Source organism: Halobaculum rubrum, assembly GCF_019880225.1.
Lineage (GTDB): Archaea > Halobacteriota > Halobacteria > Halobacteriales > Haloferacaceae > Halobaculum > Halobaculum rubrum.
In genome coordinates, this window is record NZ_CP082284.1 from 2,090,813 (window position 1) to 2,117,132 (window position 26,320).

27 protein-coding genes are annotated in these 26,320 nt (G+C 68.0%); 7 read left to right on the forward strand and 20 right to left on the reverse strand.

Going from position 1 to position 26,320, the window contains the following annotated elements:
• Positions 1-37: 37 nt before the first annotated feature.
• From K6T25_RS10850 to K6T25_RS10875, 6 genes are all read right to left on the reverse strand, one after another.
• The gene (locus K6T25_RS10850; protein WP_222914009.1) at positions 38-364 is read right to left on the reverse strand and encodes an RPA12/RPB9/RPC11 RNA polymerase family protein; all 327 of its coding nucleotides are present in this window, start codon (positions 362-364) and stop codon (positions 38-40) included.
• A gap of 85 nt (positions 365-449) precedes the next feature.
• Entirely contained in the window at positions 450-704 is a 255-nt protein-coding gene (locus K6T25_RS10855; protein ID WP_222914011.1) for a DUF5789 family protein, read from the reverse strand.
• A gap of 164 nt (positions 705-868) precedes the next feature.
• Positions 869-1,885, reverse strand: coding sequence for a two-component system sensor histidine kinase NtrB (locus K6T25_RS10860; RefSeq protein WP_222914013.1), 1,017 nt, complete (start codon positions 1,883-1,885; stop codon positions 869-871).
• A gap of 298 nt (positions 1,886-2,183) precedes the next feature.
• Positions 2,184-3,803 (reverse strand): sensor histidine kinase, encoded by a 1,620-nt coding sequence (locus tag K6T25_RS10865; RefSeq protein ID WP_222914015.1) that lies wholly within the window; start codon positions 3,801-3,803, stop codon positions 2,184-2,186.
• Positions 3,804-4,059: 256 nt separating this feature from the next.
• Positions 4,060-5,301, reverse strand: coding sequence for a PAS domain-containing protein (locus K6T25_RS10870; protein ID WP_225917732.1), 1,242 nt, complete (start codon positions 5,299-5,301; stop codon positions 4,060-4,062).
• Positions 5,302-5,551: 250 nt separating this feature from the next.
• Positions 5,552-6,328 carry an enoyl-CoA hydratase/isomerase family protein gene (locus K6T25_RS10875; RefSeq protein ID WP_222914017.1) on the reverse strand — a complete coding sequence of 259 codons (777 nt, stop codon included), beginning with the start codon at positions 6,326-6,328 and terminating at the stop codon, positions 5,552-5,554.
• Positions 6,329-6,436: 108 nt separating this feature from the next.
• On the opposite strand from K6T25_RS10875, the gene K6T25_RS10880 reads away from it, so the two are divergent.
• A complete protein-coding gene (locus tag K6T25_RS10880) occupies positions 6,437-6,952 on the forward strand; it encodes a DUF5797 family protein (RefSeq protein WP_222914018.1) in 516 nt (171 codons plus the stop codon).
• Positions 6,953-7,019: 67 nt separating this feature from the next.
• On the opposite strand, the gene K6T25_RS10885 is transcribed toward K6T25_RS10880, so the two are convergent.
• Positions 7,020-8,012: a DUF5787 family protein gene (locus K6T25_RS10885; protein ID WP_222914020.1), complete on the reverse strand. Its 993-nt coding sequence runs from the start codon at positions 8,010-8,012 to the stop codon at positions 7,020-7,022.
• A gap of 105 nt (positions 8,013-8,117) precedes the next feature.
• A complete protein-coding gene (locus K6T25_RS10890; protein WP_222914022.1) occupies positions 8,118-8,579 on the reverse strand; it encodes a bis(5'-nucleosyl)-tetraphosphatase in 462 nt (153 codons plus the stop codon).
• Positions 8,580-8,807: 228 nt separating this feature from the next.
• On the opposite strand from K6T25_RS10890, the gene K6T25_RS10895 reads away from it, so the two are divergent.
• The 3 genes from K6T25_RS10895 (at position 8,808) to K6T25_RS10905 (ending at position 10,410) form a co-directional block, all read left to right on the forward strand.
• Positions 8,808-9,140, forward strand: a complete 333-nt coding sequence (locus K6T25_RS10895) for an uS10/mL48 family ribosomal protein (protein WP_222914024.1) — start codon at positions 8,808-8,810, stop codon at positions 9,138-9,140.
• 27 nt (positions 9,141-9,167) lie between these two features.
• The gene (locus K6T25_RS10900) at positions 9,168-9,833 is read left to right on the forward strand and encodes a 2,5-diamino-6-(ribosylamino)-4(3H)-pyrimidinone 5'-phosphate reductase (RefSeq protein WP_222914025.1); all 666 of its coding nucleotides are present in this window, start codon (positions 9,168-9,170) and stop codon (positions 9,831-9,833) included.
• Positions 9,834-10,074: 241 nt separating this feature from the next.
• Positions 10,075-10,410 (forward strand): thioredoxin family protein, encoded by a 336-nt coding sequence (locus tag K6T25_RS10905; protein ID WP_222914027.1) that lies wholly within the window; start codon positions 10,075-10,077, stop codon positions 10,408-10,410.
• 63 nt (positions 10,411-10,473) lie between these two features.
• Here the strand turns inward: K6T25_RS10905 and K6T25_RS10910 are convergent, their stop codons facing one another.
• The 3 genes from K6T25_RS10910 to hflX form a co-directional block, all read right to left on the reverse strand.
• Positions 10,474-11,289 carry an inositol monophosphatase family protein gene (locus K6T25_RS10910; protein ID WP_222914029.1) on the reverse strand — a complete coding sequence of 272 codons (816 nt, stop codon included), beginning with the start codon at positions 11,287-11,289 and terminating at the stop codon, positions 10,474-10,476.
• A gap of 132 nt (positions 11,290-11,421) precedes the next feature.
• Positions 11,422-11,565, reverse strand: coding sequence for a hypothetical protein (locus K6T25_RS10915; protein ID WP_222914031.1), 144 nt, complete (start codon positions 11,563-11,565; stop codon positions 11,422-11,424).
• Positions 11,566-11,665: 100 nt separating this feature from the next.
• Positions 11,666-13,006 (reverse strand): GTPase HflX, encoded by a 1,341-nt coding sequence (gene hflX / locus K6T25_RS10920; protein WP_222918001.1) that lies wholly within the window; start codon positions 13,004-13,006, stop codon positions 11,666-11,668.
• A gap of 204 nt (positions 13,007-13,210) precedes the next feature.
• Here hflX and K6T25_RS10925 point away from each other — a divergent pair, with 204 nt between their 5' ends.
• Positions 13,211-13,552, forward strand: coding sequence for an FUN14 domain-containing protein (locus K6T25_RS10925; protein WP_222914033.1), 342 nt, complete (start codon positions 13,211-13,213; stop codon positions 13,550-13,552).
• Between the two features lie 39 nt (positions 13,553-13,591).
• Here K6T25_RS10925 and K6T25_RS10930 read toward each other — a convergent pair whose 3' ends face one another.
• From K6T25_RS10930 to K6T25_RS10965, 8 genes are all read right to left on the reverse strand, one after another.
• Entirely contained in the window at positions 13,592-14,317 is a 726-nt protein-coding gene (locus K6T25_RS10930) for a ribosome assembly factor SBDS (RefSeq protein WP_222914035.1), read from the reverse strand.
• Between the two features lie 73 nt (positions 14,318-14,390).
• Positions 14,391-14,903, reverse strand: a complete 513-nt coding sequence (gene moaC, locus K6T25_RS10935) for a cyclic pyranopterin monophosphate synthase MoaC (protein ID WP_222914037.1) — start codon at positions 14,901-14,903, stop codon at positions 14,391-14,393.
• Between the two features lies 1 nt (position 14,904).
• Complete coding sequence (locus K6T25_RS10940; RefSeq protein ID WP_222914038.1) at positions 14,905-16,350, reverse strand: NAD(P)H-hydrate dehydratase; 1,446 nt, start codon at positions 16,348-16,350, stop codon at positions 14,905-14,907.
• 100 nt (positions 16,351-16,450) lie between these two features.
• Positions 16,451-17,611, reverse strand: a complete 1,161-nt coding sequence (locus tag K6T25_RS10945) for an acyl-CoA dehydrogenase family protein (protein ID WP_425600866.1) — start codon at positions 17,609-17,611, stop codon at positions 16,451-16,453.
• 76 nt (positions 17,612-17,687) lie between these two features.
• Complete coding sequence (locus tag K6T25_RS10950) at positions 17,688-19,601, reverse strand: class I adenylate-forming enzyme family protein (RefSeq protein ID WP_222914040.1); 1,914 nt, start codon at positions 19,599-19,601, stop codon at positions 17,688-17,690.
• A 108-nt stretch (positions 19,602-19,709) separates the two neighbouring features.
• Complete coding sequence (locus K6T25_RS10955; protein ID WP_222914041.1) at positions 19,710-21,866, reverse strand: thermonuclease family protein; 2,157 nt, start codon at positions 21,864-21,866, stop codon at positions 19,710-19,712.
• A 97-nt stretch (positions 21,867-21,963) separates the two neighbouring features.
• The gene (mce, locus tag K6T25_RS10960; RefSeq protein WP_222914042.1) at positions 21,964-22,350 is read right to left on the reverse strand and encodes a methylmalonyl-CoA epimerase; all 387 of its coding nucleotides are present in this window, start codon (positions 22,348-22,350) and stop codon (positions 21,964-21,966) included.
• Positions 22,351-22,420: 70 nt separating this feature from the next.
• Positions 22,421-24,097 carry an acyl-CoA mutase large subunit family protein gene (locus K6T25_RS10965; protein WP_222914043.1) on the reverse strand — a complete coding sequence of 559 codons (1,677 nt, stop codon included), beginning with the start codon at positions 24,095-24,097 and terminating at the stop codon, positions 22,421-22,423.
• Positions 24,098-24,268: 171 nt separating this feature from the next.
• Here K6T25_RS10965 and K6T25_RS10970 point away from each other — a divergent pair, with 171 nt between their 5' ends.
• Positions 24,269-24,730 carry a CopD family protein gene (locus tag K6T25_RS10970; protein ID WP_225917733.1) on the forward strand — a complete coding sequence of 154 codons (462 nt, stop codon included), beginning with the start codon at positions 24,269-24,271 and terminating at the stop codon, positions 24,728-24,730.
• Between the two features lie 16 nt (positions 24,731-24,746).
• Here the strand turns inward: K6T25_RS10970 and K6T25_RS10975 are convergent, their stop codons facing one another.
• Positions 24,747-25,427 carry a DNA methyltransferase gene (locus K6T25_RS10975; RefSeq protein ID WP_222914044.1) on the reverse strand — a complete coding sequence of 227 codons (681 nt, stop codon included), beginning with the start codon at positions 25,425-25,427 and terminating at the stop codon, positions 24,747-24,749.
• 124 nt (positions 25,428-25,551) lie between these two features.
• On the opposite strand from K6T25_RS10975, the gene K6T25_RS10980 reads away from it, so the two are divergent.
• Positions 25,552-26,220 (forward strand): O-methyltransferase, encoded by a 669-nt coding sequence (locus tag K6T25_RS10980; protein WP_222914045.1) that lies wholly within the window; start codon positions 25,552-25,554, stop codon positions 26,218-26,220.
• The last annotated feature ends 100 nt before the right edge of the window (positions 26,221-26,320 follow it).

Genomic DNA, 26,320 nt, shown 5'->3' on the forward strand with positions numbered 1-26,320 from the left:
TCCACAGAATCGACACTGTCGCCGGGACGTCCGGGGCTCAGTGGTCGTCCTCGCGCCACTTCTGGCCGCACTCCGTGCAGGTGAAAAAGCGCGTCTCGGACTCGTCGGCCGCACGGATCTGCTTCAGCTCGTAGCGCACCGTCCGCACCTCGTCGCACTCGGGACACTTCTGTTCGACCGTCGGCCCGACCTCCGCTTGGTCCATCTCGGAGACGTCGACCACGGTGGACCCCTCCTGCCCCTGGGTCGTCGTCATCCCCGCCTCGGCCGCTTCGTCGCGAAGCTCCTCGTGGCCGCACGACCCGCACACCCACGTGTCGCCGTCGGCTTTCATCATCGATCCGCACTCGTCGCAGAATTGCATGTTTCGTCGGTGTGCCGTCTTCGTACTTAAGATCCGGGTTCTCAGCGGGACTGCGTCGGACGCGACGACGGTCGCCGGCGACGCCTCAGCCGTCCCCTTCGGACTGTCCGGGCTCGCCGACGGCCTCCACCGGGAGGACGTTGTTGAGGTCGGCGTACAGGTCGTCGGGCGAATCGAACGTCTCGCCGGGGCACTCGGCGACGTACTCGCCGAGGTTCCCGTCGCCGTCGGAGAACCGGAGCGTCACGTCCGAGAACCGCGCCGCCGCGTGATCGCGGGCGACGGGGTAGGTCAACTCCTCGAACAACGACTCCACCCGCGACAGCCTGACGGTGGTCATGTGCGCCGATGCTACGTCGCCGAAGGATATCACTGTAGTGTCGGATTCCGGTCGTTCGGTGTTCGATCGGACACTCGCCCGCGGTGCGATCGACGAGCCGCCCCCCAGGACGCGGTTACGCTGGGCAGTTTAGCGGACGGGACCCGTCGCTACGTACGGACCGGCTACTCCGTACTGAACTCGACACCGGTGATCTCGAATCGTGCGCCGCCGTCCGGCTGTTCCGTGACCTGTATGCTCCAATGATGGCCGGTGACGATCTGTTGGACGATACTCAGCCCGAATCCGGTCCCTCTGTCGGTAGTGGTATATCCCGTCTCGAAGACACGTTCGCGCTTGTCTTGCGGGATCCCTGGACCGTCGTCCGCAACATAGAACCCGTCGGAAACAGTATCGATAGTCACGTGCGCATCCGATCCCGCGTGTTCGACCGCGTTTCGAAAGAGGTTCTCGAACAGTTGCTGTAGACGCGTCTCATCGGCCACGACCCGTGGATCTCCGTCGGGCGCGTGTAAAACCGCTTCCGGGGTATCCACGTTACGCCACGCCTCTTCGGCGACGGCCGGTATCGAAACCGGCGCCGTCTCGCCCACCTCGCTGTCGCTCTGGGCGAGTTCCAACAGTTCGGTGATCAGTACATCCATCCGATCGAGCGCGTTGTCGACAAGCCGCAGCTCGTCCCGACTGATGTCCTCCCGGAGAACGTCGAGATAGCCCTGAGCGACGTTCAACGGGTTCCGAAGGTCGTGGGAGACCACGCTGGCGAAACTTTCGAGCCGTTCGTTCTGACGCATGATCTCCCGTTCCCTGGCTCTCCGTTCGGAGATCTCTTTGATCGTTCCGAAGTGATAGGGTGTACCATCGATCGAGCGCTGCGTTGTGACCGTCGCGACGGGTATCTCCCGATCGTTATACTTGTGTACTGTTTCGGCCGTCCGTGTCTCGTCGTCATCGAACGAGTCCCAGTACGAATCGAACCTGCTGGCTTCGATCTCCGGAGTGATCTCCCACAGGGTTTTTCCAACCAACTCCTCCGGAGGGACATCGAACAGATCAGCGTACGACTGATTAACGTAGATGTATCGTCCATCCCGTCCGTAGATCCCGACGCCGACGCCGACCGATTCGACCATTTCGGCGAGAAACTCGGGCGAGAGATCCACCGGAGAACCGGAGTCCATGTGCTGTGGACTACGTGATCCAATAGTTAAAAACACCACCAGTGATCGTCCACGACTGTCGGGCGACTCCAGTATTCAACGCCACGGGTGAACTCGACGCCGTGTTTTCCGATCCCCTCTTGGGAAGACGTACTGAACCGGCGACGGCCCGGAACGACCTGCGACGTTCTGGTCCCGTCGAGGGCTCCGTTGACACCCCTGCTACTGAGCGGAGAAGAGACGCATGCGTTCCACTACAGTCGGGCGAGGACCAAATGACACGCATAACTGATCCGCTACCGACACGGCGGAGAGACGATCAGGTCGTGATGACGATCCGAACGCCGCGTTGATACTCGGGATCGACTGTGATGTCCCATCCCTGGGCATCGACGAGCGTCCGAGCGACCGGAAGCAACATTCCCGTTTTCGCGTCCGGCACCGCTTGCCCATAGGTGAACGCGGCTTCGACCTGCTCACTCGAGATGGGGGTTCCGTCGTCGGTTATACTGAGCACGCTGTCCCGCTGACTCACTTCGATCCGCGTCGCTCCGTTCGCTATCGCGAAATCGAACAGCTTCTCGAACAGGCGCTGCAATCGGTTCGTGTCGGCTTCGATCGTGTCCGCGTCGATACATAGCTCGCACGTGTCCCCCGCTACAGAGGCGAACGCGTGGGTCGCGATCCGCTCGATGTCGGCGCTGTCTTGCGGGTCGACTGACCGGCCGAGCTGTGCCAACATCGCTAGATCGGACACGAGGGTTCCCATCCGTTCCGTCATTCGGCCGGCCGTCTCGAGGCTCTCTACCGCGGATCCGGTCTCGCTCGTGGAGAGTCCGGACTGCGCAAGATCGATGTGCCCCTGCATGACATTGAGCGTGTTTCTGAGCTCGTGGGTGATCGCTTCCGCCAGGTCGTCCAACTGTGACTCGTGGCGTTCGATCTCGTCACGCTGCTGGATGAACTTCGAGATATCGGTGAACACTAACGCCTGTCCGAGAACCGTCTGGCCAGCGGTGAGTTGCGGTGCTGAAAGCAAGTAGTGCCGTGTGCCACCGGCGACTGTTGTCGTTATCCGCTTCGGAGTCTCGACCGGGAGATAGTCGGCGACCTGCGGTGAAACCGTGGGTAGTCCCTTCCCAGTGGAACCGGCGAGTTCGGGAAACAGGCGGGTCGCAGGAGCGTTCACATCGCGGATGATATCGTCCCTGTCAAGCAGAAGGACGGCTTGATCGAGCTCGTCGATCAGCTGCTCGCGCCCGAACGCGCGAACGCGGATGAACGTGCCGTCGGCGACGTATAACACGCCGAGTGCGAACAGCCCCACGCCGACCGGCTCGTAGTTGAGTGTGAGGATCACGTCTCGGCCGAGAAAGCCGATCAGATCGAGGACGACTGGAAGCCCTGCGATCCCGACCAGAAATGCCAACCGGCTGGTCGCGTACTCGGAGTTCCTGAACAGGTCGAACAGCAGATAGAACCCGACCGCGGCGAGAGCGTACGCCAGCACAGTCACGACCCAGTGCATCGCCCCGAACTGGATACGGAGATGCGGAAACGGGCTCGTCGCGTAGGCCGTTGTGAAATAGAGGCCATGAATCGGGCTCGTGATCTTGATACTGACGATCGCTCCGAACACCGCGAGACCTGCTATCCGGAAGAGCCGCCGACGGTGGTACGATCTGCCGGCGTACGCCGAACAGAAGTACAGCCACGCTCCGACGGTAGCCAATCCGACGATGAGCCCGAGAATATAGAACACGATCTTGTTTTCAGGTGCGGGAGCAACGAGGCGACCGGCTTGGAAGGTCGCCCACAAGCCACTGAACGCGAGTAAGGCGGTGAGCCCCCATCGGGTTTGACCTCCTCCACGCCGTGAACGACGTGGAATCCCACCACAGGATTCAGGCGGTCGTCGCCCTTCGGTTCCAACCCGCACTCGGAGGGAACCAGCGACACACTGGGGGAACTCTCGTTTGTTTCCCTCGGAGGGCTGTGGCGCGGTCAAGCACGCCCCATCGGAATCCGTGTCATTGCCGTGTGAACCACCGCTGGTTCACCTCTCCTTGTGGTTCGGGGACGGCATCTCACCGATTCCGTAGCAGTCTCAGTATGATGCGCCACCAACATAACTTTCCCGACGAACGAGTCGAGTGTCCGCTCGACCCCCGCCTGAAGACGGGAGTATGCGCTCGTCACTCTATCACGGCGGCCTGATCCCGGATCGTTTTGATCGACGCCTGCCGTGCTTCCGCGTCCAGTTCCTCCGTTTCCAACAGTTCCGCGTGCCCGTCGATCACGTTCAGGGCGTTCCGCAGATTGTGTCGCAACACCCGATTGAGCACGTCGAGCGTTTGTGTCGTGAGCGTCTGTTCGGTGATGTCCTGTTCGATCGCCACGAACTGCGTTATCGTCCCGTGCTCGTCCGTGACGGGGACGATCTTCTGTCTGACTTCGAATAGCTCCCCGTGTTTGGTCTGGTTCGTCAGTTCGGCCTCCCAGATCTCGCCGGCCGTGATCCGATCCCAGAGTTCCGCATAGAACGCCGCGTCTTGGTGTCCGGATCTGAGGATACGCGGGGTGAGTCCGATCGCCTCGTCGGCCGAATACCCGGTGATCCGTTCGAACGCGGGGTTGACGTACTCGATCGTTCCGTCGGGGTCGGTGACGAAAATGGCTTTCTCCGACTCCTTCGCCTGTTCCCGAAAGAGCGTGAGATCCTGTTCGAACCGTTTTTCGGCGGTCACGTCCTGCTGATAGCCGAGGTAGTTGGTGACGGTCCCCGCATCGGATCGGATCGGGACGATCGTGACACGGTTCCAGAACATCGTGCCGTCCTTCCGGTAGTTCCGGAGTTCGACGGTGACGGGCTCTTCGGCCTCGATCGCGGCTCGCATCCGTGCGACCGGATCCTCGTGCGTGGCGTCACCCTGCAGAAACCGGCAGTTCCGACCGAGAATCTCATCGCGGGCGTAGCCGGTCTGTTCACAGAACCCGTCGTTGACGTATATGAGCGGGTTGTCCCGTTGGGACGGGTCGGAGATCGTGATCCCGATCGGGGCCTCGTCCATCGCTCTGTCATGGAGCAGGTGGCTCGCCGGCGAGTCGGCCACACCCGTCGGAAGCACCGTACTCCGGACGTGCCGGGAGCCATCCCACTCGATCAGCGAACTCACTACGATGCCACGTTGCGGCTGATCGGTGGCCGTCCGGAACTCGACGGCAAGCCCGAGCACGGGCGCGTCCTCGTTTTCCACCCGTGCAACCTGCTCACGGAACGAGGAACAGTACTCCGGCACAACGATATCCGCCAGCGAAGCCCCCCGAAGCTGCTCTCGTGATTCTGCCCCAACGAGTGTACAGAACGTGGGGTCCGCATAGACGATCTCCATGTCGGAGTGAACGAAAAATGAGTCCGGCAGGGCGGTCGGGTGCACACTGGGAATCGCTGCTCGACAAAAGAGAAACTTGTGGACAATTGTCGTTCATCGGACAAATCGACATCGTTCGGACCGCTCCCGGCCGGTCTGTGGCAGTTGTCTTCGGATACGATACCTCCCGAGGAGGCGGTCGTTCCCGTACAGACCACTCAGTGGTCCGTATCCTACGGTGCGACTCCCGGTAGAGACAGCCTGCCACCTGGATTGGAACCGGACCGCGGAGGAGACTCGCCTCCGCTGCCGCGGCTTACTCGAACTCGGGGTCGCGCTTGTTCACGAACGCGTCCATCCCCTCGCGCTGGTCCGGCGTCCCGAACAGCCCCGAGAAGACGCGCTGTTCGTACTCGAGCCCCGCATCGAGGCCCGTCTCGTACGACTGGTTGATCGCCTCCTTCGCCGCCGCGACGGCGAACTTCGGCTGGCCAGCGAGGTCGGCGGTCAGCTCGTCGATCCTGGAGTCGAGCCGGTCGTGGGCGACCACCTCGCCGACCATGCCGTACTCGTGGGCCTCGGTCGCGTCGATGCGGTCGCCGAAGAGGATCAGCCGCCGGGCGACCTCGTCGTTGACGAGCCGGGGGAGCCGCTGGGTGCCGCCCCAGCCGGGGACGATCCCCAGATCGATCTCGGTCTGTCCGAAGACGGCGTTCTCGGCGGCGACGCGGAGGTCACACGCCAGCGCGAGCTCACAGCCGCCGCCGAAGGCGTAGCCGTTGACCGCGGCGATGCTGGGCGCGGGGAACGTCTCCAGCGAGCGCGCGATGTCGTGACCCAACTCGGCGTACGCCTGCGCCTCGGGGGTGCCGAGGTCCTTCATGTAGGAGATGTCGGCGCCGGCGATGAACGCCTCCTCGCCCGCGCCGGTGAGCACGAGCGCCCGCACGTCGGCGTCCTCCGCCTCCGCGACGGCCGTCCGGAGCGCCTCCAACGTCTCGACGTTCAGGGCGTTGAGTGTGTCCGGGCGGTCGATCGTGATCGTGGCGATAGCGTCGTCGATGTCGAGGATGACGGTGTCGGATTCGGGCACGCTAGGTGCCTCACGGCGTCGCGACCTAATCGTTTTCCTGCCGGCACCCCACGACCGCGGACGTCGCAACCGGGAGGCCCAAATACCCCGGCGGGGAAGCCCCCCGCGATGAGCGACCTCACCGACGAGGAACTGGAGCGGCTCGCCGACGTGGTGCGGCTCCAGCCGACGAAGAACAGCGAACTCGGCGACCGGTGGGGGATGGACAGCGGCAGCGACGTGCACGGCTATCTGGAGACCCACCTATCGGACCACTACTACCGCGACGACAACAGCCTCATCCGGGCGACCGCCGAGGCCGCCGAACTCACCGGCGTCGAGCCCGGCGTCGTCGACGACGAGGACGACCCGAACGCGGTGCCCGAGCGGATCACGGTCCCCGAACTCCACGAACAGGTGTTCCGCGTCGTCGCCGACCACGACGAACGTTCGGAGTCGGTCGTCTCCGTCCTGAACAAGGTCCGCGAGGAGTACGGCGTCGACCCCGAGGCCGGCGACGTGCGCCGCGCGCTCCAGAGCCTCCGGCGAAAGAACGTCGTCGAGGTCGTCTACCGAACGGTGCCGACGTTCAAGCTGGCGGTGCCGCGCGAGGCAATCGACGTGGTCGTCGCCGCCGACCCCTGACACGGCTCACGGTTCGTCGGTCGGTTCTGCTCGGCGCACCGGTTGACCCTTCTTCCCGCCCTCGCTTTCACGTTCCCTTGTGCTCGACCGCTCGCCCGCGCTCCCGCTCGCGCCGCCGTTCCAACAGCGCCCGGATCCCCTTCCCCGGACCGCCGTCGATCGGCCATCCCCGCGTTCGCCACTGCGGCGGCTCGGGCGAGAACTCCGGACAGCTGCCCTTGCACTCGGCGGCCGTCGGGACACGTTCCTTCGCTGCACAGTACGGAACGAGCGCGCGCCCCTCCCTGCGAAGCTCGAAGTGCCGACAGTCGGGCCGCATCGTCTCCCGGAACGAGCGCCACCCCTTGCCGTAGGCGCGCTCGGCCAACAGCAGCCGGGTTCGTGGGTCGCCGTCGGCGTCGAGCGCGGTCGGGTGCCAGACGACCTCCCCCGCGTCGGCGTCGACGCCCTCGGAGAAGTCGAACTCCATCACGCCGACCTCCACGGGAATGTCCTCCAATAGCGCCGGCGACACCCGATCCCCGGTCGCGGCGGTGGCGACCCACACCTCGTCGGCGAGGCCGGCGTCCACGTCGTGGCGAAGCTGGTCGGATAGCGCCGCGGCCGCGCTGGCGTCCAGATCCGGCTTGTTCTCGATCGCGACCACGCGCTCGACCCACTCGGGATACTCGCGCAGGCGACGAAACTCGATACGTCCGTTCGCCCCGCGGCGTTTCTCGATCAGGTCGCGGCCGGCCGCGCGATGGACGGCCTCGCGGACGTAGCGCCACGGGAACCCCGGGTCGTCGAGGGCGTCCCGATACCACCGGTAGTCCGCGGGTGCCCCGCGGACGACGCGCAGGAGGTCCGAATCGAGCTCGCGGTCACCGAACGCGCGTCGCGCCGCCAGCGCGTCGGGGTCGACCTCCAGTACGACGGTGTCCCAGCGACGCTCGCGGGTGCCGAGCTGCCGCGCGACGACGACCGGACGCTCGCCGTCGGCGGGGTGCCAGGCGAGTTCGGCCCACCGGCTGACGAGCAGCTCGAAGGCGAACTCGCTGTCGCCGGCGCCCCGAAACACACCCGGAGGTGGCGCGGACGCGAACTAACCGGTTTCGGTGTCACCGCTGTGTCGACCGCCGGGTTCCGGCGGTTCCGATCCGGCTGTGCCGCGGGGCGCTCCCGGTTAGCTCTCGGAGCCGAGGAGGTAGCCGTCCGCCTCGGTGGCCTTGAGATCGTCCAGGTAGTCGTGGGCCTCCTCGAGAATATCTCGGGGGCCGTCCTGGGTGATGGTGTTGAGCGCTTGCTCGTAGTCGCGCCACTGTAGGTCGCGATGTTCGGTCGACAGCTCCGCGGAGGCTTCGAACGAGTGGGCGATGAACAGATGCACCGTCTTGTGGATGGTGTTGCCGCCCGCCTCGAACACGTAGTCGTACTCCCTGCGGAAGCCGTCGATGAGACGGAAGTCCTCGACCCCCGCCTCCTCGGTCACTTCTCTGATCGCCGTCTGCTGGAGTTCCTCTTCCCCTTCGACCCCGCCCTTGGGGAACTCCCAGTCCCCCGGTCGGCTCTTCAGGAGCAGGTACTCCCTGTGGCCGCGGGTGTCGCGGAAGAGGATGGCTCCGGCGCTAGTCGCTTCGACCGACATTAGCGACAGGTAAGCCACCCCGGTTGAAGAGTATGTCGGAGCGGAGACCGCTCCACCGGCCGAAACGACGGCTGTTCGGCCCCCAGCAACCGCGAGCCCGTCTCCGGTCTCCCAGATCGGCCCGTTCGTCGAGGCCAAAACGACGCCCGTGTGAGCCCCCCGCGTGCCGGTGTGTGGGTAGATGCGCTTTTAGCGCTCCGGCGAAACAGAACGGGTAGACCCCAGCTCATGACCTTCGTAACCAAGCTCCGGTTCCAAAGCGGGGACCGAGCCGCGCTCGACGACACGGTGAACAGTCTCCGCGAGATGCTGGAACGGAAGGGCGCCGAGTGCAAGGGCCCACATACGGAACCGTCGGAACGTATCCGCGTGCCGCTGTACGAGGGCCTCTCCTCCGGGACCGAGCTCGGTGAGTGGACGTTCGAGGTGTTCGCACGCCGCCTCGAGATCCACGGGAACGACCACATCGCCCGCGAGGTCGGCCACATGGACTTCCCCGACTCCGTCCACGTCGAGATCGAGCTCGAGCGGAAGAAGCCGCTCGGTCACCGACAGAACTGAGCCGATCGACGACGGATCCCCGCTCCCGTGTACGTCCACGTCAACGCCGCCGTCTCCGTCGACGGGAAGCTCTCCTCGCGCCGCCGCGAGCAGGTCCGGATCAGCGGCGCCGCCGACTTCGACCGCGTCGACCGGATCCGCGCGGCCGCCGATGCCGTGCTCGTCGGCGTCGGCACCGTGCTCGCGGACGACCCGCATCTCACGCTGGACGAGGAGGACCGCCGCGTCCAGCGCCTCCGCGACGGCCGTTCCGGGAATCCCGCCCGACTCGTCGCCGACTCCCGCGCTCGCACCCCACCGGACGCCCGGATCCTCGACGACGAGGCGACGACGTACCTGCTCGTGAGCGACGAGGCCGACCCGGATCGGCTGGCCGACCTCCGCGACGCCGGCGCGGCGGTCATCGTCGCCGGCGGTGACGATGGCCGCGTCGACCTCCGAGCGGCCTTCGACGCGCTCGAACGCGAGGGGATCGAGCGCGTCATGGTGGAGGGCGGCGGCGAAGTGATATTCTCGCTGTTCGACGGGGGGCTGGTCGACGAACTCTCCCTCTACGTCGGATCGCTCGTTATCGGCGGCCGCGACGCGCCGACGCTCGCGGACGGCAAAGGATTCCTCGACGACTTCCCGCGCCTGGAGCTGGTCGACGTCGCGCGCGTCGACGACGGCGTCCTGCTCTCGTACGAGACTTGAAATACGGTGACGGGGCCATCCCGTCGCATGCGCTGACTCCTCACCGTCCGTCGTGCAGCGGGTGCGCGACTCACCGACGGACGCGACCGTGCCGCGAGTCGCCTGTTCGCTTCTCCAGACAGCGACGGCGCTCGGGAGTGCTGTCGTGTCCGTCCCAGCGTGCGATCCGCGGTTCCGCGGTCGTGCGTGCGGCCGACATTCGAGTGGAACGGTTAACACGCTCACTCGCCAACTAACGGGTATGAGCAGCAACACTGCCGCCGGGGAACCCGTTCACGTCGAGAGCGAGGAACAGTTCGCGGAGCTGACGGGCGAGGGGCTCGTGCTCGTCGACTACCACGCCGACTGGTGTGGTCCGTGCAAAATGTTGGAGCCGACGGTGAAGGAACTCGCGGCCGAGGTCGACGGGCTGACGGTGCTCAAAGTCGACGTCGACGCGTTCCAGGGGCTCGCCGCCGACGCCGGGGTACGCGGCATTCCGGCGCTACAGTTCTACGCCGACGGCGAGGAGGCCGAGCGGCTCGTCGGCGTTCAGGAGAAGGAGTCGCTCCTACAGGTCATCGACCGGCTACAGTAAGCGACTTCGGGGACCCGCGACGGTGCCGCCGTCCCGCATCCGACCGCATCCCTTGCGCCCCGTTCACTCGGTCGCCTCGAACGCGTCGACGAGCGTCCCGTGTGCCTCGTCGTTCGAGGCGATCAGCCCCCGTGCGCCGGGGTCCCAGCGATCGCCGTTCACGTCGGTCACGCGGCCGCCGGCTCGTCGAACCAAGTGAACGCCCGCGGCGGTGTCCCAGGCGTTGAGCTCGACCGTCGAGACGACGGCGTCGAGCTCGCCGGTCGCGACGCCCGACAGCGCCGCCTGCGCGCAGCCGAACCGCCGCACGTCGCCGAACTCCGCGAGGACGGTATCGACGGCGTCAGTCAGACTCCGCCGGTGGGATCGAGACACGCCGAACACCGGGTTGACGAGGAACGCCTTCGGGTCGGCAGTATCGCTGACCGTCGCGGGCTCGCCGTTCCGGCGTGAGGCGTCGTCGCCGGCGACGTACAGATCGCCGGTCGCCGGGGCGTAGTTCGCCGCGGCGACGGGCGCCCCGTCGCGACAGACGGCGACGCTCGTCATCCAGACGCGGTTCCCCTTCGCGTAGTTGACCGTCCCGTCGATCGGGTCGACGACCCAGGCGATACCGGTCTCCGGAACCGACTTCAGCGCGTCGTCCTCCTCGCCGACGACCGCGTCGTCGGGGTACGTCTCGCCGACGTGCTCGATGACGTGCTCCTGGACTGAGCGGTCGACGGCGGTGACGGCGTCCATCGGCCCGTCCGCCTTCGTCTCTACCTCGAGCGCCGAGCGAAAGGCATCGAGTGCGACGGTTCCACCGCGTTCGGCCGCGTCGACGGCGGTCTCCAGCCGGTCATCGATCCCTGCCGGCGCCGACGGCTGATCGGTCATACCTGTCGGTCGGGCTCCGGGTACAAGCTTCGGTCGATCCGATCGGAACGGAGCGGAAACCGTCCACTCACCGGCCGGGCGGTGATCCTCTGCGACGCTCGCGAGCGACCCGGCCGATGTCGCGGAAGCCGATCAGTCCACGCGGCCGATCGCCACGTCGTGACCCGCGACGTTCTCGTGGTTCGCGGCGAGCCGAGCCGCGGCACGCTCGGAGTCGCTCAGGTGTTCCGTGGGACAGTCGTGGCAGACGACGTGGAACGTGTGATGGCGCATCATGGACGCGGGGTCGAACCCGACCCTGTTTGGTATCTACAGGCTAACGGCACCCACGGGACCGGAAACGAGACTTCACGCGTGTGTTCGCCGCCGGCGACGGCTACGGCGACTCGACCGACTCCGGAGGTGCGTCCCGGTCGAGGTCGGCTGCGCGCGACCGCACCTGGTCGACGACCGCCGGCGGCGCCTGGAACTCCAACTCGACCTGCGCGGCGTCGTACTCCTCGCGCTCGACGTGGCCGTTGTCGTGCACCCACGAGACGAGGCTCATCGCCTCGTCCGACAGCGGGAGCAGCAGCAGCTCGCGTTTCCAGTCGGGGAGCTCCGCCTCGACGCGCTCGCGCAGGTCCTCGACGCGGTCCCCCGTCAGTCCGGAGACGCACACCGGATTCGGCGCCAGCGCGGACAGTGACTCGCGCTTGCGACGGAGTTCATCGTCGTCGAGGCGGTCCACCTTGTTGAACACGGTGACGATGGGCGCCTCGTTGCGCTCGTACAGGGTGTCGTGGGAGGTGACGAGTTTCTCGCGCATTTCCTCGACCGGCTCGCTGGCGTCGACGACGAGCAAGACGAGATCGGCGTGATACACCGACTGCAGCGTCGACTCGAACGACTCCACCAGCCAGTGGGGCAGATCGGAGATGAACCCGACCGTGTCGGTGAGCAGCACGTCGCGTTTGCCCGTGTTCGCACGGCGGGTCGTCGTCCCGAGCGTGGTGAACAGTTGGTTTCGCGACTCGGCCGTCGAGTCGAGGTCCGGATGTCTCTCCGCGTTCTCGTCGACGTCGAGATCGTCCGCGAGGCGTCGAAGCAGCGTCGACTTGCCCGCGTTCGTGTACCCCGCCAGCGCGACCAGATCGAAGCCGGACTCGCGGCGCTGCTCGCGGCGCTTCTCCTCGGTTTCCGCGATGGCGTCCAACTCGTCTTTGATCCGGCTGATCTGGGACTTGATGTCGCGCTCGCGCGACTCGTCGTACTCGCCCAGTCCCATGAACCCGGGTCGCTCGTCGCGCTTGGCGAGGCTCGCCTTCACTTCGGCACGCGGGAGCTCGTAGCGCAGCTCCGCGAGCTCGACCTGGAGCTGCGCCTTGCGCGTCTGCGCGCGCTGGCCGAAGATGTCGAGGATGAGCGTGAAGCGGTCGACCACCTCGGCGCCCTCGGGGAGCTTCGCCCCGATGTTGAACGTCTGGTACGGGCCGACTTCGTTATCGATGATCACGACGTCGGCGTCCTCCCGCGCGACGAGCCGCGCGAGCTCGTCCGCTTTCCCCTCCCCGAAGTGGTAGGCGGGGTCCTGATCCCGAGTCTGCGTCAGCGACGCGGTCACCTCGTACCCCGCCGCGGTCGCGAGGTCCGTGATCTCCGTCAGGTCGGCGCGTCCGCGGTCGACGCGTTTCGCGACGACCGCCGTCGGCGCTTCCCCGGTGTGGCGGTCAGGGATGGCTGTCACCCACCTCGCGGTTCGAGCTGTGTGGCTGTGCGTGCATACGCGCGAGTACGCGGCCGGAGGACTTCAATTCCGCGGCGGTGCCGTCCGGCGGCTCCCGACCGTACCGCGCGATCATCGAGGCATACCGTATGCGATCGCGACCGTGTAGCCGTTCGGCCCACAAACGACTTAACCGGTGACGGCCCACACGGCGGTATGCCAGGACCAGAACTGCTCGCACAGTTGGATATCGACCCCCGACAGCTCGGGTTCGAACTCGGGACGGGGGCCGTTATCGGGGGGATCATCGGGTTCGCGGCGAAGAAGATCGCGAAGCTGATCGCGGTGATCGTCGGGCTGGAGCTCGCGCTGTTCAAGTTCCTCGAGTCACGGGGCGTCCTGACCGTGAACTGGGACAAGCTCGGCAGTACGTTCGAATCGCTCGGCTCGGCCGCGACCGCCGAGACGCCGCCGACGTGGGTCGAGACCATCCTCTCGACGCTGTCGGTGTCGGCGGGGTTCACCGGCGGCTTCTTCGTCGGCTTCAAGCGGGGATGATCGGCCCACGGTGGGTCCGTCCCCGGTCGAAACGGGCCGCTATCGGCGGCTGATCTCGTCTTCCTCCTTCACGACGCGCGTCTCCGCTTCCCCGCTTGACACCTCGTTCGCGAGGTCGTAGAAGTCGTTCTGCAGCCCCGCGGGGAACGTGACCACGCCGACCCACGAGCCGTCGCTTTGCCACTCCTCGCGTTCCAGATCGCCGAACTCGCGCACCTTCGCCTGTCCGGAGCCGGCGTAGTCGGCGGGCAACTGCACCGCGACCGTCACCTCGTCGAACCGGATCGGGATGACGGGGCGCAGGGCCTCGAGCGCGTCGTCGATCTGGTTCTCGACGGGCTCCATCGGGTCGATCGTGAACCCCGCCTCCTCCAGCGCGCGCTCGATGCGCTCGGGCGGGTGGGGCGCGTCGTCCATCTGCGGGTTCACCGCGTTGCGCGTGATGCGGTTGACGAGCTGCTTGTGCTTCTGTTCGAGCATCTCCTTGCGCTGCTCGGCGGTGATCTGTATCTCCCCGCGCTCGACGATCTCCGGGATGATATCCAACGCGTCGGTCGTGCCGAACACTTCCTCGACGTCCTCCTCGGGCGGTCGGTCGCCGCGGGAGGCGTTCTCGAACACGTCCTCGGCGGCGATCACGTCCTCGAGATCGCCGTCGAACTCGCCGCGTTTGATCGCCAGCGCCGCGTCCGGGTCGATCAGGACTTCGAAGCGCGTGCCGTGGGATTCCAGCCGGGCGGTGACGGCCTCGTCGAGTGATATCATGGATGGTGGTTCCGCGGCCGTGATTAAAAGGTATCCGGCGGACGCAACGGCCGGCGCGGTTCCCGTCGTCAGATCACTCCAGTACGGTCTTCTCTTTCGTTACGACCTCCACGTCCGTGATCCGCGTGTCTGGATAGCCGCCGGTCGCGTCCTTCTCGGCGGCCTTCACCATGTCCCAGACCGTGTTCAGTCCGGTCGTGACACCCTCAAGCGCCTCCATCTCACAGCCCGTCTTCCCGGTCGTCTCGACGGCGACCGCAAGCTCGATGCGATCGTCGCTCACCTCGAACTCGGTGTCGACGTTCGTGATCGGGATCTGGTGGCACATCGGGATCGTCTCCCAGGTGTGTTTCACCGCCTGCACGGCGCCGATCCGGGCGGTCGCGAGCACGTCGCCCTTCTTCACCTCGTTGCCGCGGACGGCGTCGACGGTCGACTCGGTGAGGTGGATCGTCCCGCGCGCGACCGCCCGCCGGGCGGAGTCGGGCTTGTCCCCGACGTTCACCATCTGCACGTCGCCCGCGTCGTCGGTGTGGGTGAGGTCGTCGTCCGCGTCGCGGTCGCCGTGTGCGTCGTCGTCGCTCATGTCACTCCCCTTCGTCGCGGAGGGCTTGTGGGATCCGGTCCGGGAGGTCCGAGGCGGCGAGGCCGTCGCCGAACTCGTCGGCGGCCGCGTCGCCCGCGCGACCGTTCGCCCACGCCGCGAGCGCGGCCGCCTGCAGCGGCGACTCGACCTGCGCGGCGAGCGCGCCCGTCACGCCCGCGAGCACGTCGCCGGTGCCGCCGACGGTCATCCCCGGATTTCCGGTCCGCCCGATCCGGGTGTCCGTCCCGTCGCTGATCACGTCGTAGCGGCCCTTCACGAGGACTGTGTGGCCCAGATCGCCCGCGAACGCCGTCACGAGGTCGGCGCGCTCTCGCCAGTCGTCGGCGGTCTCGCCGCCCATCCTCAGCAACTCGCCTTGATGGGGCGTACAGATCAGCTCGGCGTCGGTCTCGACCTCGGGAACGACCTGGAGCGCGTCGGCGTCCACGACCGCGCGGCCGTCGTAGCCGGCGAGGAACTCGGCGACGGCGTCGAGCGTCGCGTCGTCGCTACCGAGTCCGGGCCCGAAGACCACGGTGTCCTGGTCGGCCGCGCGGTCGAGCAGGTCGTCAACGTGGCGGGGCGCGAGGTGGTCGCCGTCGAACGAGCGGACGATGAGATCGGGGCCGTACCCTTGGATCTCGCGGGCGACGGGCTCGGGGCAGGCGACTCGGACGAGGTCGGCGCCGGCGCGGAGCGCGGCGCGGGCGGCCAGCGCGGGCGCGCCGGTGTAGGGGCCGCCGCCCACGACCAGCACCTCGCCGTTGTCGCCCTTGTGGGAGTCGGCGTCGCGGCCCAGCGCCAGCAGATCGCCCGGTCCGACCAACGTCTCGGCGGCGTCGGGGATGCCGATGTCCGCGACCGTCACGTCGGCGTCGAGATCCGCGAGCCCCGGCTTGTCGTCGTGGAAGGTGACGACCGCGTCGGCGTCGACGGCGATGCCGGCGGCCGTCCCCGTATCGGCGTCGACGCCGGACGGTACGTCCACGGCCACGACGGACACGTCGGCGGCGTTGAGTCGGCGGGCGACGGCCGCCTCCGGCTCTCTGAGCGCGCCGGTCACGCCGGTACCGAGCATCGCGTCGACCACGAGGTCCGGGCCGTACTCGTCGAGGTCGAACTCGCGGGAGTCGGTGACGGTTCGGCTCGGGAGGTCGCTTTCGACGAGCGTATCCCAGTTCTCGCGGGCGATGTCGGTGCGGATCGTCCCCGGTCGGCCCAGCAGGAAGGTCTCGACCTCGAACTCGTCGAGGAAGCGCGCGGCGACCATCGCGTCGCCGCCGTTGTTCCCGCGGCCGCAGATCAGGAGGACTCGGTCGCCGGGGGCCGCCCGCTCGCGGACCGCGCGGGCGACGGCGTTGCCCGACGACTCCATCAGCTGTTTCGTCGAGACGCCGAGCGCCGCGGCGTTGCGGTCGACCATCGCCATCCGCTCGGAGGAGATCATGTGTCGACTCCGAGTTCGGCGGGGAGGGGGTAAAGCGCGGGGGTGGGGCCGGCGTTGGCGACTCCGGCACGGAGGCTGCGGTGTCGGTAGTGTCGGCCGACTACTGCGACTGGCGGTACACGAGGTTGCGCTGTACCTCGCTGGCGCCCTCGTAGATCACCGGGATGCGCACGTCGCGGTAGACGCGGGCGATCCGGCGCTCCGTCAGGACCGAGCGCCCGCCGTGGAGCTGCATCCCGCGCTCGGCGCAGTCGACGGCCGTCTCGGTCGACTTGAGCTTCGCCATCGCGGCCCACAGCCCCGCGTTCTCGCCCTCGTGGAGCTTCTCGGCGGCGCGCCAGTTGAGCGACCGCGCGGCCTCGAACTCGGTGCGCATGTCCGCGAGGTCGTGCTGGACGGACTGGAACTCCGAGATCTTCCGGCTGAACGCCTCGCGGTCGTGAACGAACTCCCACGCCTCCTCGATGGCCGCCGCGGCGAGGCCGATACCGTGCCCGCCGACGACGACGCGGCCGTGGTTGAAGAAGTCCGCGAGCATGTAGAATCCGCCCCCCTCGGCGCCGACGAGGTTCTCTTCGGGGACGAAGCAGTCCTCCATGACGATGTGGCCCTGCTTGGACGCGCGCATCCCCATCTTCTCGGGGATGTGTTCGGCCTCGTACCCGTCCGAGTCGGTCTCGACGATGAACAGCGAGTAGTTGCCGTAGCGGTCCTCGGAGTCGCCGGTCTTCGCGTAGACGGTGAGCCAGTCGCCCTCGACGGCGTTGCCGACCCAGTACTTCTCGCCGGTGATCTCGTAGCCGCCGTCGACCGTCTCGGCCTTCGTCGTCATGCCCGCGAGGTCCGAGCCCGTCTGCGGCTCCGACACCGCGAGCCCGGAGATCTGATCGCCCTCGGCGACGGGACGGACGTACTCCTCGCACTGCTCGTCGGTGCCGTAGTCGTAGACGAGCTCGTTGCCAAAGGAAGGGAGCATCATCGTCAGCCCGATGCCGGCGTCCGCGCGGTAGAACTCCTCGGCGATGGCGAGCATCTGGTAGATATCGAGGCCGCGGCCGCCGTACTCCTCGGGGATGTCCTGTCCGACGAGCCCCGCCTCCTGGCCGGCCTCCAGCACCTCCCACGGGTAGTCGTCGGCCTCGAAGTGTTCCTGTGCCACCGGCGCGATGTGCTCTTCGGCGAACTCGCGAGCTTCCTGCTTCACATCGCGCGCGTGCTCCGGAACCAGTGACTCGTCCAGCAGACCGAGGTCCGTGTTCATAGCTATCATTCGGGAACGCCCGACCATAACGTCGGTGGAACTTCCGACCCGGGAATTCGCGTTTACCGAGGGAGCCTTACTCCTCCTCGTCGTCGAGGTCCTCGTCTCCGTCCCTCCCCTCCGCGTCGTCGACGCCGTCGGCATCGGTAGCACCGTTGGCACCGTCGGCATCGTCGGCGCCGTCTCCACTGTCCGCGTCGTCCGCGCTGTCCGCACCGTCCCGGTCGGCTTCGGATCGGGCCGTCGTCTCCCCGGCGTCGGTACCCCTACTGGCGTCGTCCGTCTCGCCAGATTCGCGCTCGGCGTCGCGGGCGCGTTCGAGCCGGTCCCGCACGGCCGGTCGCTCGACGGTGCCGGAGACGGTCCGGGGCAGCTCCTCGGCGAACGCGATCGTGTGCGGGATCTTGAACCCCGCCAGGCGCTCTCGGCAGAACGATTCGACGGCCGCGGCCGTCAGCGGGTCGTCGGCCGTCTCGGCCGGCTCGGCGGGGACGACGAGCGCGGCGACGCGCTCGCCCCACTCGTTGTCCGGCAGGCCCGCGACCGCGACGTCGTCGACGCCGGGATGCTCGCGGATCGCCGCCGCGACCTCGCCGGGGTCGACGTTCTCGCCGCCGGAGATGATCCGGTCGTCGAGGCGGTTGAGCACGTACACGTAGCCGTCCTCGTCGCGGTAGCCGACGTCGCCCGTCCGGAGCGCGCCGTCGTCCGTCAACGCGTCGTCGGTCGTCGCCTCGTCGCGGTAGTACCCCGCGGCGATCGACGGTCCGGAAACCACGAGTTCCCCCGTCTCGCCCGGCGGGAGCCGCGTCCCGTCCTCGTCGCGGACCGTCACGTCCGTCCACAGCAGCGGCCGACCCACGGTGCCGAGCCGGTCGAACGCCTCCCGGGGGCGCGCGGTCGCGATCTGGGAGGCCGCCTCGGTCATCCCCCACGAGGGGTGGACCGGAACCGAGAAGTCGCGACAGCGTTCGAGCAGCGAGTCCGGCGCGGGCGCGCCGCCGAGCAGCACCGCTCGCAGCGAGTCGGGGAGGGTCCCGCGCGCGTCGAGCATCCGCGAGAGCATCGTCGGGACGAGCGAGACGCCCGTCACGTCGTAGCGCCGGATGTCGTCGACGGCGCCGCCGGCGTCGAACGACTCCCGGAGGACGACGCTCGTCCCGTACAGCGTCGCCCGGTACAGCGGCATGATCCCGCCGGTGTGGTGCAGCGACAGCGTCGCGAGATAGCGATCGTCGGGGAGCACGCCCAGCCGGAACGCCGAGGCGGTCGCCGACGACAGGACGTTCCCCATCGACAGCGGCACGAGCTTCGGACTCCCGGTCGACCCCGACGTGAACAGCATGACGAGGGTGTCCCCGCGTCCCCACCGAACCGCCGGCACCTCCCCCTCGGGCGCGGCGTCGATGTCGACCACGCGGTCGTCCTCGGGGTCGTCAAGCGAGACGACGGGGACCGGCGAGTCGGTCGACTTCCCGTCGGCTCCCTCGTCGCCGCCGCGGTCGTCCACACGCGCGGGCTCGAAACCGTCGACAGACCGCCAGCCAGTCGCGTCGTCGTCGTCACCGTCGTTGGCGCTCCCGTCGTCGCCCCCGCTGGGGTCGTCCTCGTCGGCGTCGGTCCCGAGGACCGCGTCGTCGAGGGCCGCCGCGACGGCGACGGATTCGGTGTCGTCCCCGCACACGAGCGCCGTCGCGTCGGCGGCGGCGAGCCTGGGTTCGAGTTCCGCGGCCGTGAGCCGGTCCGAGCAGGGGACGAGCCGCACGCCCAGCCGCATCGCGGCATGGACGAGCGCCACGTACCCCGTCCGGTTGCCGAGGACGACAGCGAGGTGATCGCCCGGTTCGATGCCCAGTCCGGCCAGTCGGGCCGCCAACGCCTCCGCGCGGGCGTCGAGACCCGCGTACGTCAGCGACTCCCCCGAGGCCGCCAGCACGAGCGCTTCCGCGTCCGGCGTGGCGGCGACCCGGTGGGAGAGCCAATCGCGCATGGAACCGGGATGAACCCCGTCCCACTACGCTCTTTCCATCGCCGTGGGGGTTACGATGGGTACGGAGTCGCCCATGGGCTCCCCGGGGCGACCCGACTCGGAGCCGGTTCAGCCGAACAGGAGCCCCGCCAGCGAGTCCGTCCCGTCGTCCTCGCCGCGACCACGGCCTTTGCCGTTCCCTCCGCCCGTACCGTTACCGTTCCCGCGGCCGCGCTCGCTGCCGAGGAGCGGCGGGTTCACGTCCACGTCGGTCGTGACGGGGAGTTCCTTGCTGCCGGCGTTGTTCGAGGGGTCGTCGACGGAGGTCGCGCCGAGGCGCAGGTCGGTCCCGAGCCCGGCCAGCAGGCCGTTCACGCGCTCGCGGTCGGCGGCGCGGCCGGCGAGCACGACCACTGCGCCGCCGCCGCGGACGAACCGCCGGAGCACGTCGAGTTCCTCCGCGGTGTACTCCTCGCTCGGCGCGGAGACGACGAGGGCACGCCGGCGTGCGATGGTCCCCATCGACGAGAGGTCGTTGTACTGCGTGAACCCGGTGTCGAGCCCCTCGAGATAGCGCTTGAAGTACGCGGCGTCCTCGGCGCTCGCGGACTCCTCGGCGGCAAACTGGCCGTGCCCGCCGTCGATCAGCACCTCGCCCGCGCGGGCGGTCAGCCGGTCGACCACGCCGGCGGTGAACTGGTAAGTGTCGTACGCCCCGGGGTCGTCGACGGGCGCGTCTGGGCCGTCGTAGTCCTCCTGGATCGTCTGTGCGCCGACGAGCGCGACGCCGGCGTCGGCGTCGGCAGCTGCGAGCGGTGCGCCGGGCGCGGTGGCGGTGTCGCCCGCCCGCGCCAGCACCTCGGCGTCGCCGGCCGCGACGGTCGCGGCTCGCGGGAACAGTACGCGCTCGACCCGCGAAGGCCGCGTCGGCTCGACGACGTCGATGTCGCTTTCGGTCCATACGCCGAGGCCGCGCTTGCGGGCCGTGCGCTCGATCTCGATGAACTCGTCGTGGCGCGTGAGCCCCGAGTCGTACACCCGAGCGTACCCGCGCTCGAGGATGCGCCGGTTGAACAGGTCGTCGCGCGTTCCGTCGCCGTCCGCGTCGTACCGGACGTAACACAGCAGGCGCCCGAAGCCGCCGCGGACGCCTTCCTCCGGGTCGAACGAGAGGTCGACCGTCGCCTCCGACAGTTCGCCGACGGCCCACTCGGCGGACTCGCGACCCTTCTCGAGGAGGTACTCGTAGGAGTCGATCCCCTCCCACTCCTCGGCGAGTTCGGGGCTCTCTTCGGGAGTGGTCTCGGTCGGGTCGTACGTCTCGGGCGTGTCGAAGCCGAGCAGGCGGACCGTGTCGAAGTAGTCGGGCGCGTTCTCTCGGGGGATCCGAACGTCGACGGTGTCGCCGTCGGTCACGCTCACGACCTCGGCCGTGTACGTCCGTGAGGGGTCGACCTCGAAGCCGAGCCCCTGCCGGTTGGCGAACAGATCCGCGTAGTCGTCGTCGAATCGGGTCGTCGTCGGGACGAACTCGATGCCGTCGTTGCTCTCCTCGTCGAGGACCTGGTCGTCGTTGAACCGGAACGCCAGATCGAGCGCGTCCGCGATCTTGTTGAGGTTGTCCGTCGCGTCGAAGTTCTGGAAGTCCGACTGGTCGAACAGGAGCAACCCGCCGCCATCGGCGACGAACGCCGCGAGCGCGTCGCGCTCGGCCGCGGTGAACCCCTCGCTGGGCGAGGTGACGACCGCCGCGTCGGCGGCTGAGAGCGCGGCGACGAGGTCACCGTCGGTGCCCGTCGCCTCGAACGCGTAGCCGTTGGTCTCGGCGTACTCGATGAACGCGGCGTGGGCGTCTGCGTCGTAGAACTGCCCGTGTGTCTCGTCGAACGCGACCGTGCCCGACCCGGCGACGCGGTCGAGCGCGTTCAGGACGACCTCCTCGTTCCCGTACAGGAAGTCCGTGCCGTTCTGGACGACCGGCGCGCCGAAGGCGACGACGCCGTCGTCGACGCCCACCAGCGGGATCTGTCGGTCCTCCGGGTACTCGACGGCGTCGCCGTTGCCGTCCTCGTCGACGTTCGTCGCCGTCGGCTCCGCGCGCACCGCGACGAAGTCGGCGTCGGCGGCCGCGGGCTCGCCGTCGGCGCCGAGGAGGCTCGCCGTCGAGTCGAAGAGGAGCTCGTCCACCCGATCGCTGTCCGTCGTCTCCGCTCGTGCGCCGGTCGTGCCGACTGCGAGCGCTCCCGCGCTCGCGCCGACGCCGGCCAGGAAGTCACGTCGTTCCACGGGGGAGATCCATGGCAGTCGAAATATAATTCTACCGAGAAGCTTGGAACAAATAACTCCGGAACGATATTGTGACAACCATCCACGTGGCGACCGCTCAGTGCTCGACGAACTCCACGAGCACGCCGCCGGTGTCTCGCGGATGGAGGAACGCGACCTCGTGTCCCCACGCGCCCGGCCGCGACTCCTCGTCGATCAGCCCGACCCCGAGATCTCGGGCGCGATCGAGCGCGCCCGTGATGTCGTCGGTCGCGAACGCGAGGTGGTGGATCCCCGGCCCGTTGCGGTCGAGGTAGCCGGCGATCGTCCCTTCGTCGTCGAGCGGTTCGAGCAGTTCGAGATACGAGTCGCCCAGCTCGAGGAAGACGACCGCCATCCCGTCGAACTCCTCCTGGTGGGCGATCTCGCAGTCGAGCAGGTCCGTGTACAGCGCGGCGAGTGCGGCCGCGTCCTCGGTCGCGATCCCGGCGTGGTCGATATGCATACTCGACGAGTACGACGGCGGGAGGATAAAATCGCCCGACGGACGGGTACACGACAGGTCGCGCCGGGCGCTATTGCCCCGGCTTGTACTCGCCGAACTCCTCGCGCATCACGTCGGATATCTCGCCGACCGTCGCGTACGCCTTCACCGCGTCGACGATGTACGGCATCACGTTCGCGTCGCCCCGACAGGCGTCGCGCAGCGCCGCCAGCGCGTCCTCGACGGCCTCGGAGTCGCGGTCCTCGCGGAGCGCCTGCACCCGGTCGATCTGTGCTTGCTCCTCCTCCTCGGAGACGTCCTCCAGGTCGACGTGGGCGTCCTCCTCGACCTCGTACTCGTTGACGCCGACGATGATCCGCTCGCCCTCCTCGATCTCGCGCTGGCGCTCGAAGGCGGTGTCCTGGATCTGGCGCTGGACCCACTGGCTCTTCACGGCGTCGAGCATCCCGCCGCGGCGGTCGACCTCCTCCAGGATCTCGAACGCCTCCTCCTCGATCCCGTCGGTGAGGCTCTCGACGTAGTAACTTCCCGCGAGCGGGTCGATCGTGTCCGCGGCACCCGACTCGTGGGCGAGGATCTGCTGGGTCCGGAGGGCGGTGCGAACGGACTGCTCGGTCGGCAGCGACAGCGCCTCGTCTTTCCCGTTGGTGTGGAGGCTCTGGGTACCGCCGAGCACCGCCGCAAGCGCCTGGTAGCCGACCCGGACGACGTTGTTCTCGATCTGCTGGGCGGTGAGCGTCGAGCCCGCGGTCTGGGTGTGGAACTTCAGCTGCTTCGACTTGGGGTTCTCCGCGCCGAAGCGCTCCTCCATGATCTCCGCCCACATCCGGCGGGCCGCGCGGAACTTCGCGACCTCCTCGAAGATGTTGTTGTGGGCGTTGAAGAAGAAGGAAAGCTGGGGCGCGAACTCGTCCACGTCGAGGCCGGCGTCGACGGCCGCCTGCACGTACTCGATGCCGTCGCCGAGGGTGAACGCGATCTCCTGGGCGGCCGTGGATCCTGCCTCGCGAATGTGGTACCCCGAGATGGAGATGGTGTTGAAGCTGGGGACCTCCTCGGCGCAGAACGCGAAGATGTCCGTTATCAGTCGCATCGACGGCTCCGGCGGGTAGATGTAGAGGTTCCGCGCGATGTACTCCTTCATGATGTCATTCTGGATGGTGCCCCGAAGCTCCTCGCGGTCGACGCCCTGGCGGTCGCCGACGGCGATGTACATCGCCAACAGGACGGCGGCGGGCGCGTTGATCGTCATCGAGGTGGACACCTCGTCCAGCGGGATGTCGTCGAAGACGCGCTCGAAGTCCTCCAGCGAGTCGATGGCGACGCCGGACTTCCCCACCTCGCCGGCGGCCATGTCGGCGTCGGAGTCGTAGCCCATCTGGGTGGGAAGGTCGAACGCCATCGACAGTCCCGAGGAACCCTGGTCGATCAGGTACTGGAAGCGCTCGTTCGTCTCGGCGGCGGTTCCCATCCCGGCGTACTGGCGCATGGTCCACAGGCGCCCGCGGTGCATCGTCGGGTAGACGCCGCGGGTGTACGGCTCCTCCCCTGGGAACCCCACGTCGTCCTCGTAGTCGAGGTCGCCCACGTCGTCCGGGGTGTACAGCCGCTTCACGTCCTGGCCGCCGGTGTCGGTGGTGAACTCCTCCTCGCGCTCCCCGAAGCGGTCGAGTGTCGGGGAGAGGGTCTCCTCCTCCCACTCTCGCTTGCCCTCGCGGATGGCTTCGAGATCGTCGGGGTCGAACATGACCGATCCATCACGGGCCCGTGGCTTAAGCGGACTGGAGCCGACACCGGCAAGGCGGGCGCACCGTGGACCGCGTCGGCCCGCTGGCTGCGACGACCACGCCGGCGCCCGGGGCGGAGGCGTCGCCGCGTCGTGTCGGGATTTATGTGGCTCCCGTCGCTGTGACTGTCCATGCAAGTCGCTCCGATGCAGGCCGCGCTCACCGCGGCGTACGTGTTTCACACCCTGTTCGCCGGCCTCTGGGTCGGCGCGGTCGTCCTCACCGCCTGGAAGGTCATCCCGCTCGCGAAAGACGGCGACGTGACCCCCGAACTGCTCGGCGGCGTCGTCTCGGGGGTGTCGACGATCACGCGGGTCGGCGCGCTCGTGTTCCTCGCGACGGGGGGCCACATGGCCGCGACGGTGTACGGCGCCGAGGGGCTGTTCGCGCCGCCGCGCGGCCACGTCGTGCTCACGATGCTGGCGCTGTGGGTCGTCATGACCGGGCTCGTCGAAGTCGGCGGGAGCAAGGTTCGCTCGGCGCTGGAGGACGGAAAGGTCCGCACCGCCGCCCGCGACGCCGGCACCTTCTACACCGCCGCCGCCGCGATCGGCTTCGTGCTGCTCGTGCTCGGCGGCTACCTCTCGGTCTGACGGCGACCAGTTCGGCTCACCCGCTGGATTGCTTCTCGAACACCAGACAGTACGAGTGGTCGAACCCGTAGCCGTAGCGCCCCGGCATATCCTCGTAGCCGTCGCCCTCCCACTCGATCACGACCTCCCCGTCGAACCGCAACACCTCGCTCACGCGGTCGGCCACGTCGAACGCCAGCGGCGTGACGTGGTCGCTCTCGCGGAGGTTCACCACGTCGACGACGACGATTCCGTCGGGTGCCATCGCCGACGCGACGCCGCGAAACGCGGCCTCGATGTCGTCGAGGTAGTCGGCGTACGTGCTCTCGCCCTCGTAGTTCTCGAAGGGGTCCAGGTCGATGCTGTGGGTCATGAACGGCGGCGACGTGAAACAGCAGTCACAGGGCGGGACCCACGACCCGTCGAGGTTGAGGGCGCTTCCGTGGCGTATCTCCCCGCCGTGATCGTCGCCGAGGCGGTTGCGGATCGCGGCGACGCGGTCCGCCTCGTACTCGATGCCGAACGGTACCCTCCCGAGGCGTTCGGCGGCGAGCAGGGTCGTCCCGAACCCCGCGAACGGGTCGAGCACGCGGTCGCCGGGGTCGGTGTACTCCCGGAGGAACCGCTCGACGAGCACGTCGGGCGTTCGAACCTCGTCGGCGTGGCCGGCGGGGAGCGGGTCGCGGTGGCCGAACTCCAGCGTGAGGTGGGTGTCCATCCCGTGCCCAACCGGCGCGAGGGAGCCGCATAAATCCCCGGCGACCCGAGGATGACTCGTCTCCGTGACCGCTCCGGGCCACTCCGGCGTCGGGATACAAGTCGCCGGCCCCCGATCCGGACCCATGGTACTCACAGACGAGGTCTCCAGGTTTCTGCGTGCGACCGGCCCCGAACACACCGAGGTGCAGGCGGAGATGGCCGCGTTCGCCGACGAACACGACTTCCCGAACATCGGTCCCGAGTCGGGTGCCGTTCTCCGCCTGCTCGCACGTCTCGCGGACGCGGACACCGTCTTCGAGTTCGGCTCCGGGTTCGGCTACTCCGCCTCGTGGTTCCTCCGCGGCGGCGCCGAGCGGGTGATCCTCACGGAGTTCGACGCCGAGGAACTCGATCAGGGGCGCGAGTTCATGCGTGAGGCCGGCCTCGCGGACCGCTGCGTCTTCGAGGAGGGGAACGCCATGGAGACGGTCGGACGCTACGACGGGCCCTTCGACGTGGTGCTCGTCGACCACCAGAAGGAGCGGTACGTGGACGCGTTCGACGCCGTCCGCGACAAGGTCGCGCCGGGAGGCGTCGTCGCCGCGGACAACGTGATGCGCGGCCCGATCGACTTCGATGCGCTCCTCGCGCACGCCGAGGGGGACGAGGACACCGGGGGCGCGATCGCGTCCGCGAACGACCAGACCCGCGGGATAGCCGACTACCTCGAGGCCGTCCGCGACGACCCCGACTTCGAGACGGCGGTGCTCCCCGTCGGCTCCGGGCTCGCCGTGAGCACGAAGGCCGACTAGCGGGGGTCCTGCCGACGGCGAGAGTTCAAGTACGAATCCGGAACCAGCCCCGGTATGCGCTGAGTACGGACCCGTCGCGGACAGCGGGTGTGCGACACAC

What these genes read in the sequence shown, in the direction of transcription:
- K6T25_RS10860 (WP_222914013.1), bottom strand. Translation starts at nt 1,885, where the DNA reads ATGGACTCCGGTTCTCCGGTGGATCTCTCGCCCGAGTTTCTCGCCGAA.
- moaC (WP_222914037.1), bottom strand. Translation starts at nt 14,903, where the DNA reads ATGAGCGACGACGACGCACACGGCGACCGCGACGCGGACGACGACCTC.
- mce (WP_222914042.1), bottom strand. Translation starts at nt 22,350, where the DNA reads ATGCATATCGACCACGCCGGGATCGCGACCGAGGACGCGGCCGCACTC.
- K6T25_RS10965 (WP_222914043.1), bottom strand. Translation starts at nt 24,097, where the DNA reads ATGTTCGACCCCGACGATCTCGAAGCCATCCGCGAGGGCAAGCGAGAG.
- K6T25_RS10970 (WP_225917733.1), top strand. Translation starts at nt 24,269, where the DNA reads ATGCAAGTCGCTCCGATGCAGGCCGCGCTCACCGCGGCGTACGTGTTT.
- K6T25_RS10910 (WP_222914029.1), bottom strand. Translation starts at nt 11,289, where the DNA reads ATGACCGATCAGCCGTCGGCGCCGGCAGGGATCGATGACCGGCTGGAG.
- K6T25_RS10950 (WP_222914040.1), bottom strand. Translation starts at nt 19,601, where the DNA reads ATGCGCGATTGGCTCTCCCACCGGGTCGCCGCCACGCCGGACGCGGAA.
- K6T25_RS10945 (WP_425600866.1), bottom strand. Translation starts at nt 17,611, where the DNA reads ATGAACACGGACCTCGGTCTGCTGGACGAGTCACTGGTTCCGGAGCAC.
- K6T25_RS10925 (WP_222914033.1), top strand. Translation starts at nt 13,211, where the DNA reads ATGCCAGGACCAGAACTGCTCGCACAGTTGGATATCGACCCCCGACAG.
- K6T25_RS10895 (WP_222914024.1), top strand. Translation starts at nt 8,808, where the DNA reads ATGACCTTCGTAACCAAGCTCCGGTTCCAAAGCGGGGACCGAGCCGCG.
- K6T25_RS10880 (WP_222914018.1), top strand. Translation starts at nt 6,437, where the DNA reads ATGAGCGACCTCACCGACGAGGAACTGGAGCGGCTCGCCGACGTGGTG.
- K6T25_RS10915 (WP_222914031.1), bottom strand. Translation starts at nt 11,565, where the DNA reads ATGATGCGCCATCACACGTTCCACGTCGTCTGCCACGACTGTCCCACG.
- K6T25_RS10975 (WP_222914044.1), bottom strand. Translation starts at nt 25,427, where the DNA reads ATGGACACCCACCTCACGCTGGAGTTCGGCCACCGCGACCCGCTCCCC.
- K6T25_RS10980 (WP_222914045.1), top strand. Translation starts at nt 25,552, where the DNA reads ATGGTACTCACAGACGAGGTCTCCAGGTTTCTGCGTGCGACCGGCCCC.
- K6T25_RS10905 (WP_222914027.1), top strand. Translation starts at nt 10,075, where the DNA reads ATGAGCAGCAACACTGCCGCCGGGGAACCCGTTCACGTCGAGAGCGAG.
- K6T25_RS10855 (WP_222914011.1), bottom strand. Translation starts at nt 704, where the DNA reads ATGACCACCGTCAGGCTGTCGCGGGTGGAGTCGTTGTTCGAGGAGTTG.
- K6T25_RS10850 (WP_222914009.1), bottom strand. Translation starts at nt 364, where the DNA reads ATGCAATTCTGCGACGAGTGCGGATCGATGATGAAAGCCGACGGCGAC.
- K6T25_RS10930 (WP_222914035.1), bottom strand. Translation starts at nt 14,317, where the DNA reads ATGATATCACTCGACGAGGCCGTCACCGCCCGGCTGGAATCCCACGGC.
- K6T25_RS10940 (WP_222914038.1), bottom strand. Translation starts at nt 16,350, where the DNA reads ATGATCTCCTCCGAGCGGATGGCGATGGTCGACCGCAACGCCGCGGCG.
- K6T25_RS10890 (WP_222914022.1), bottom strand. Translation starts at nt 8,579, where the DNA reads ATGTCGGTCGAAGCGACTAGCGCCGGAGCCATCCTCTTCCGCGACACC.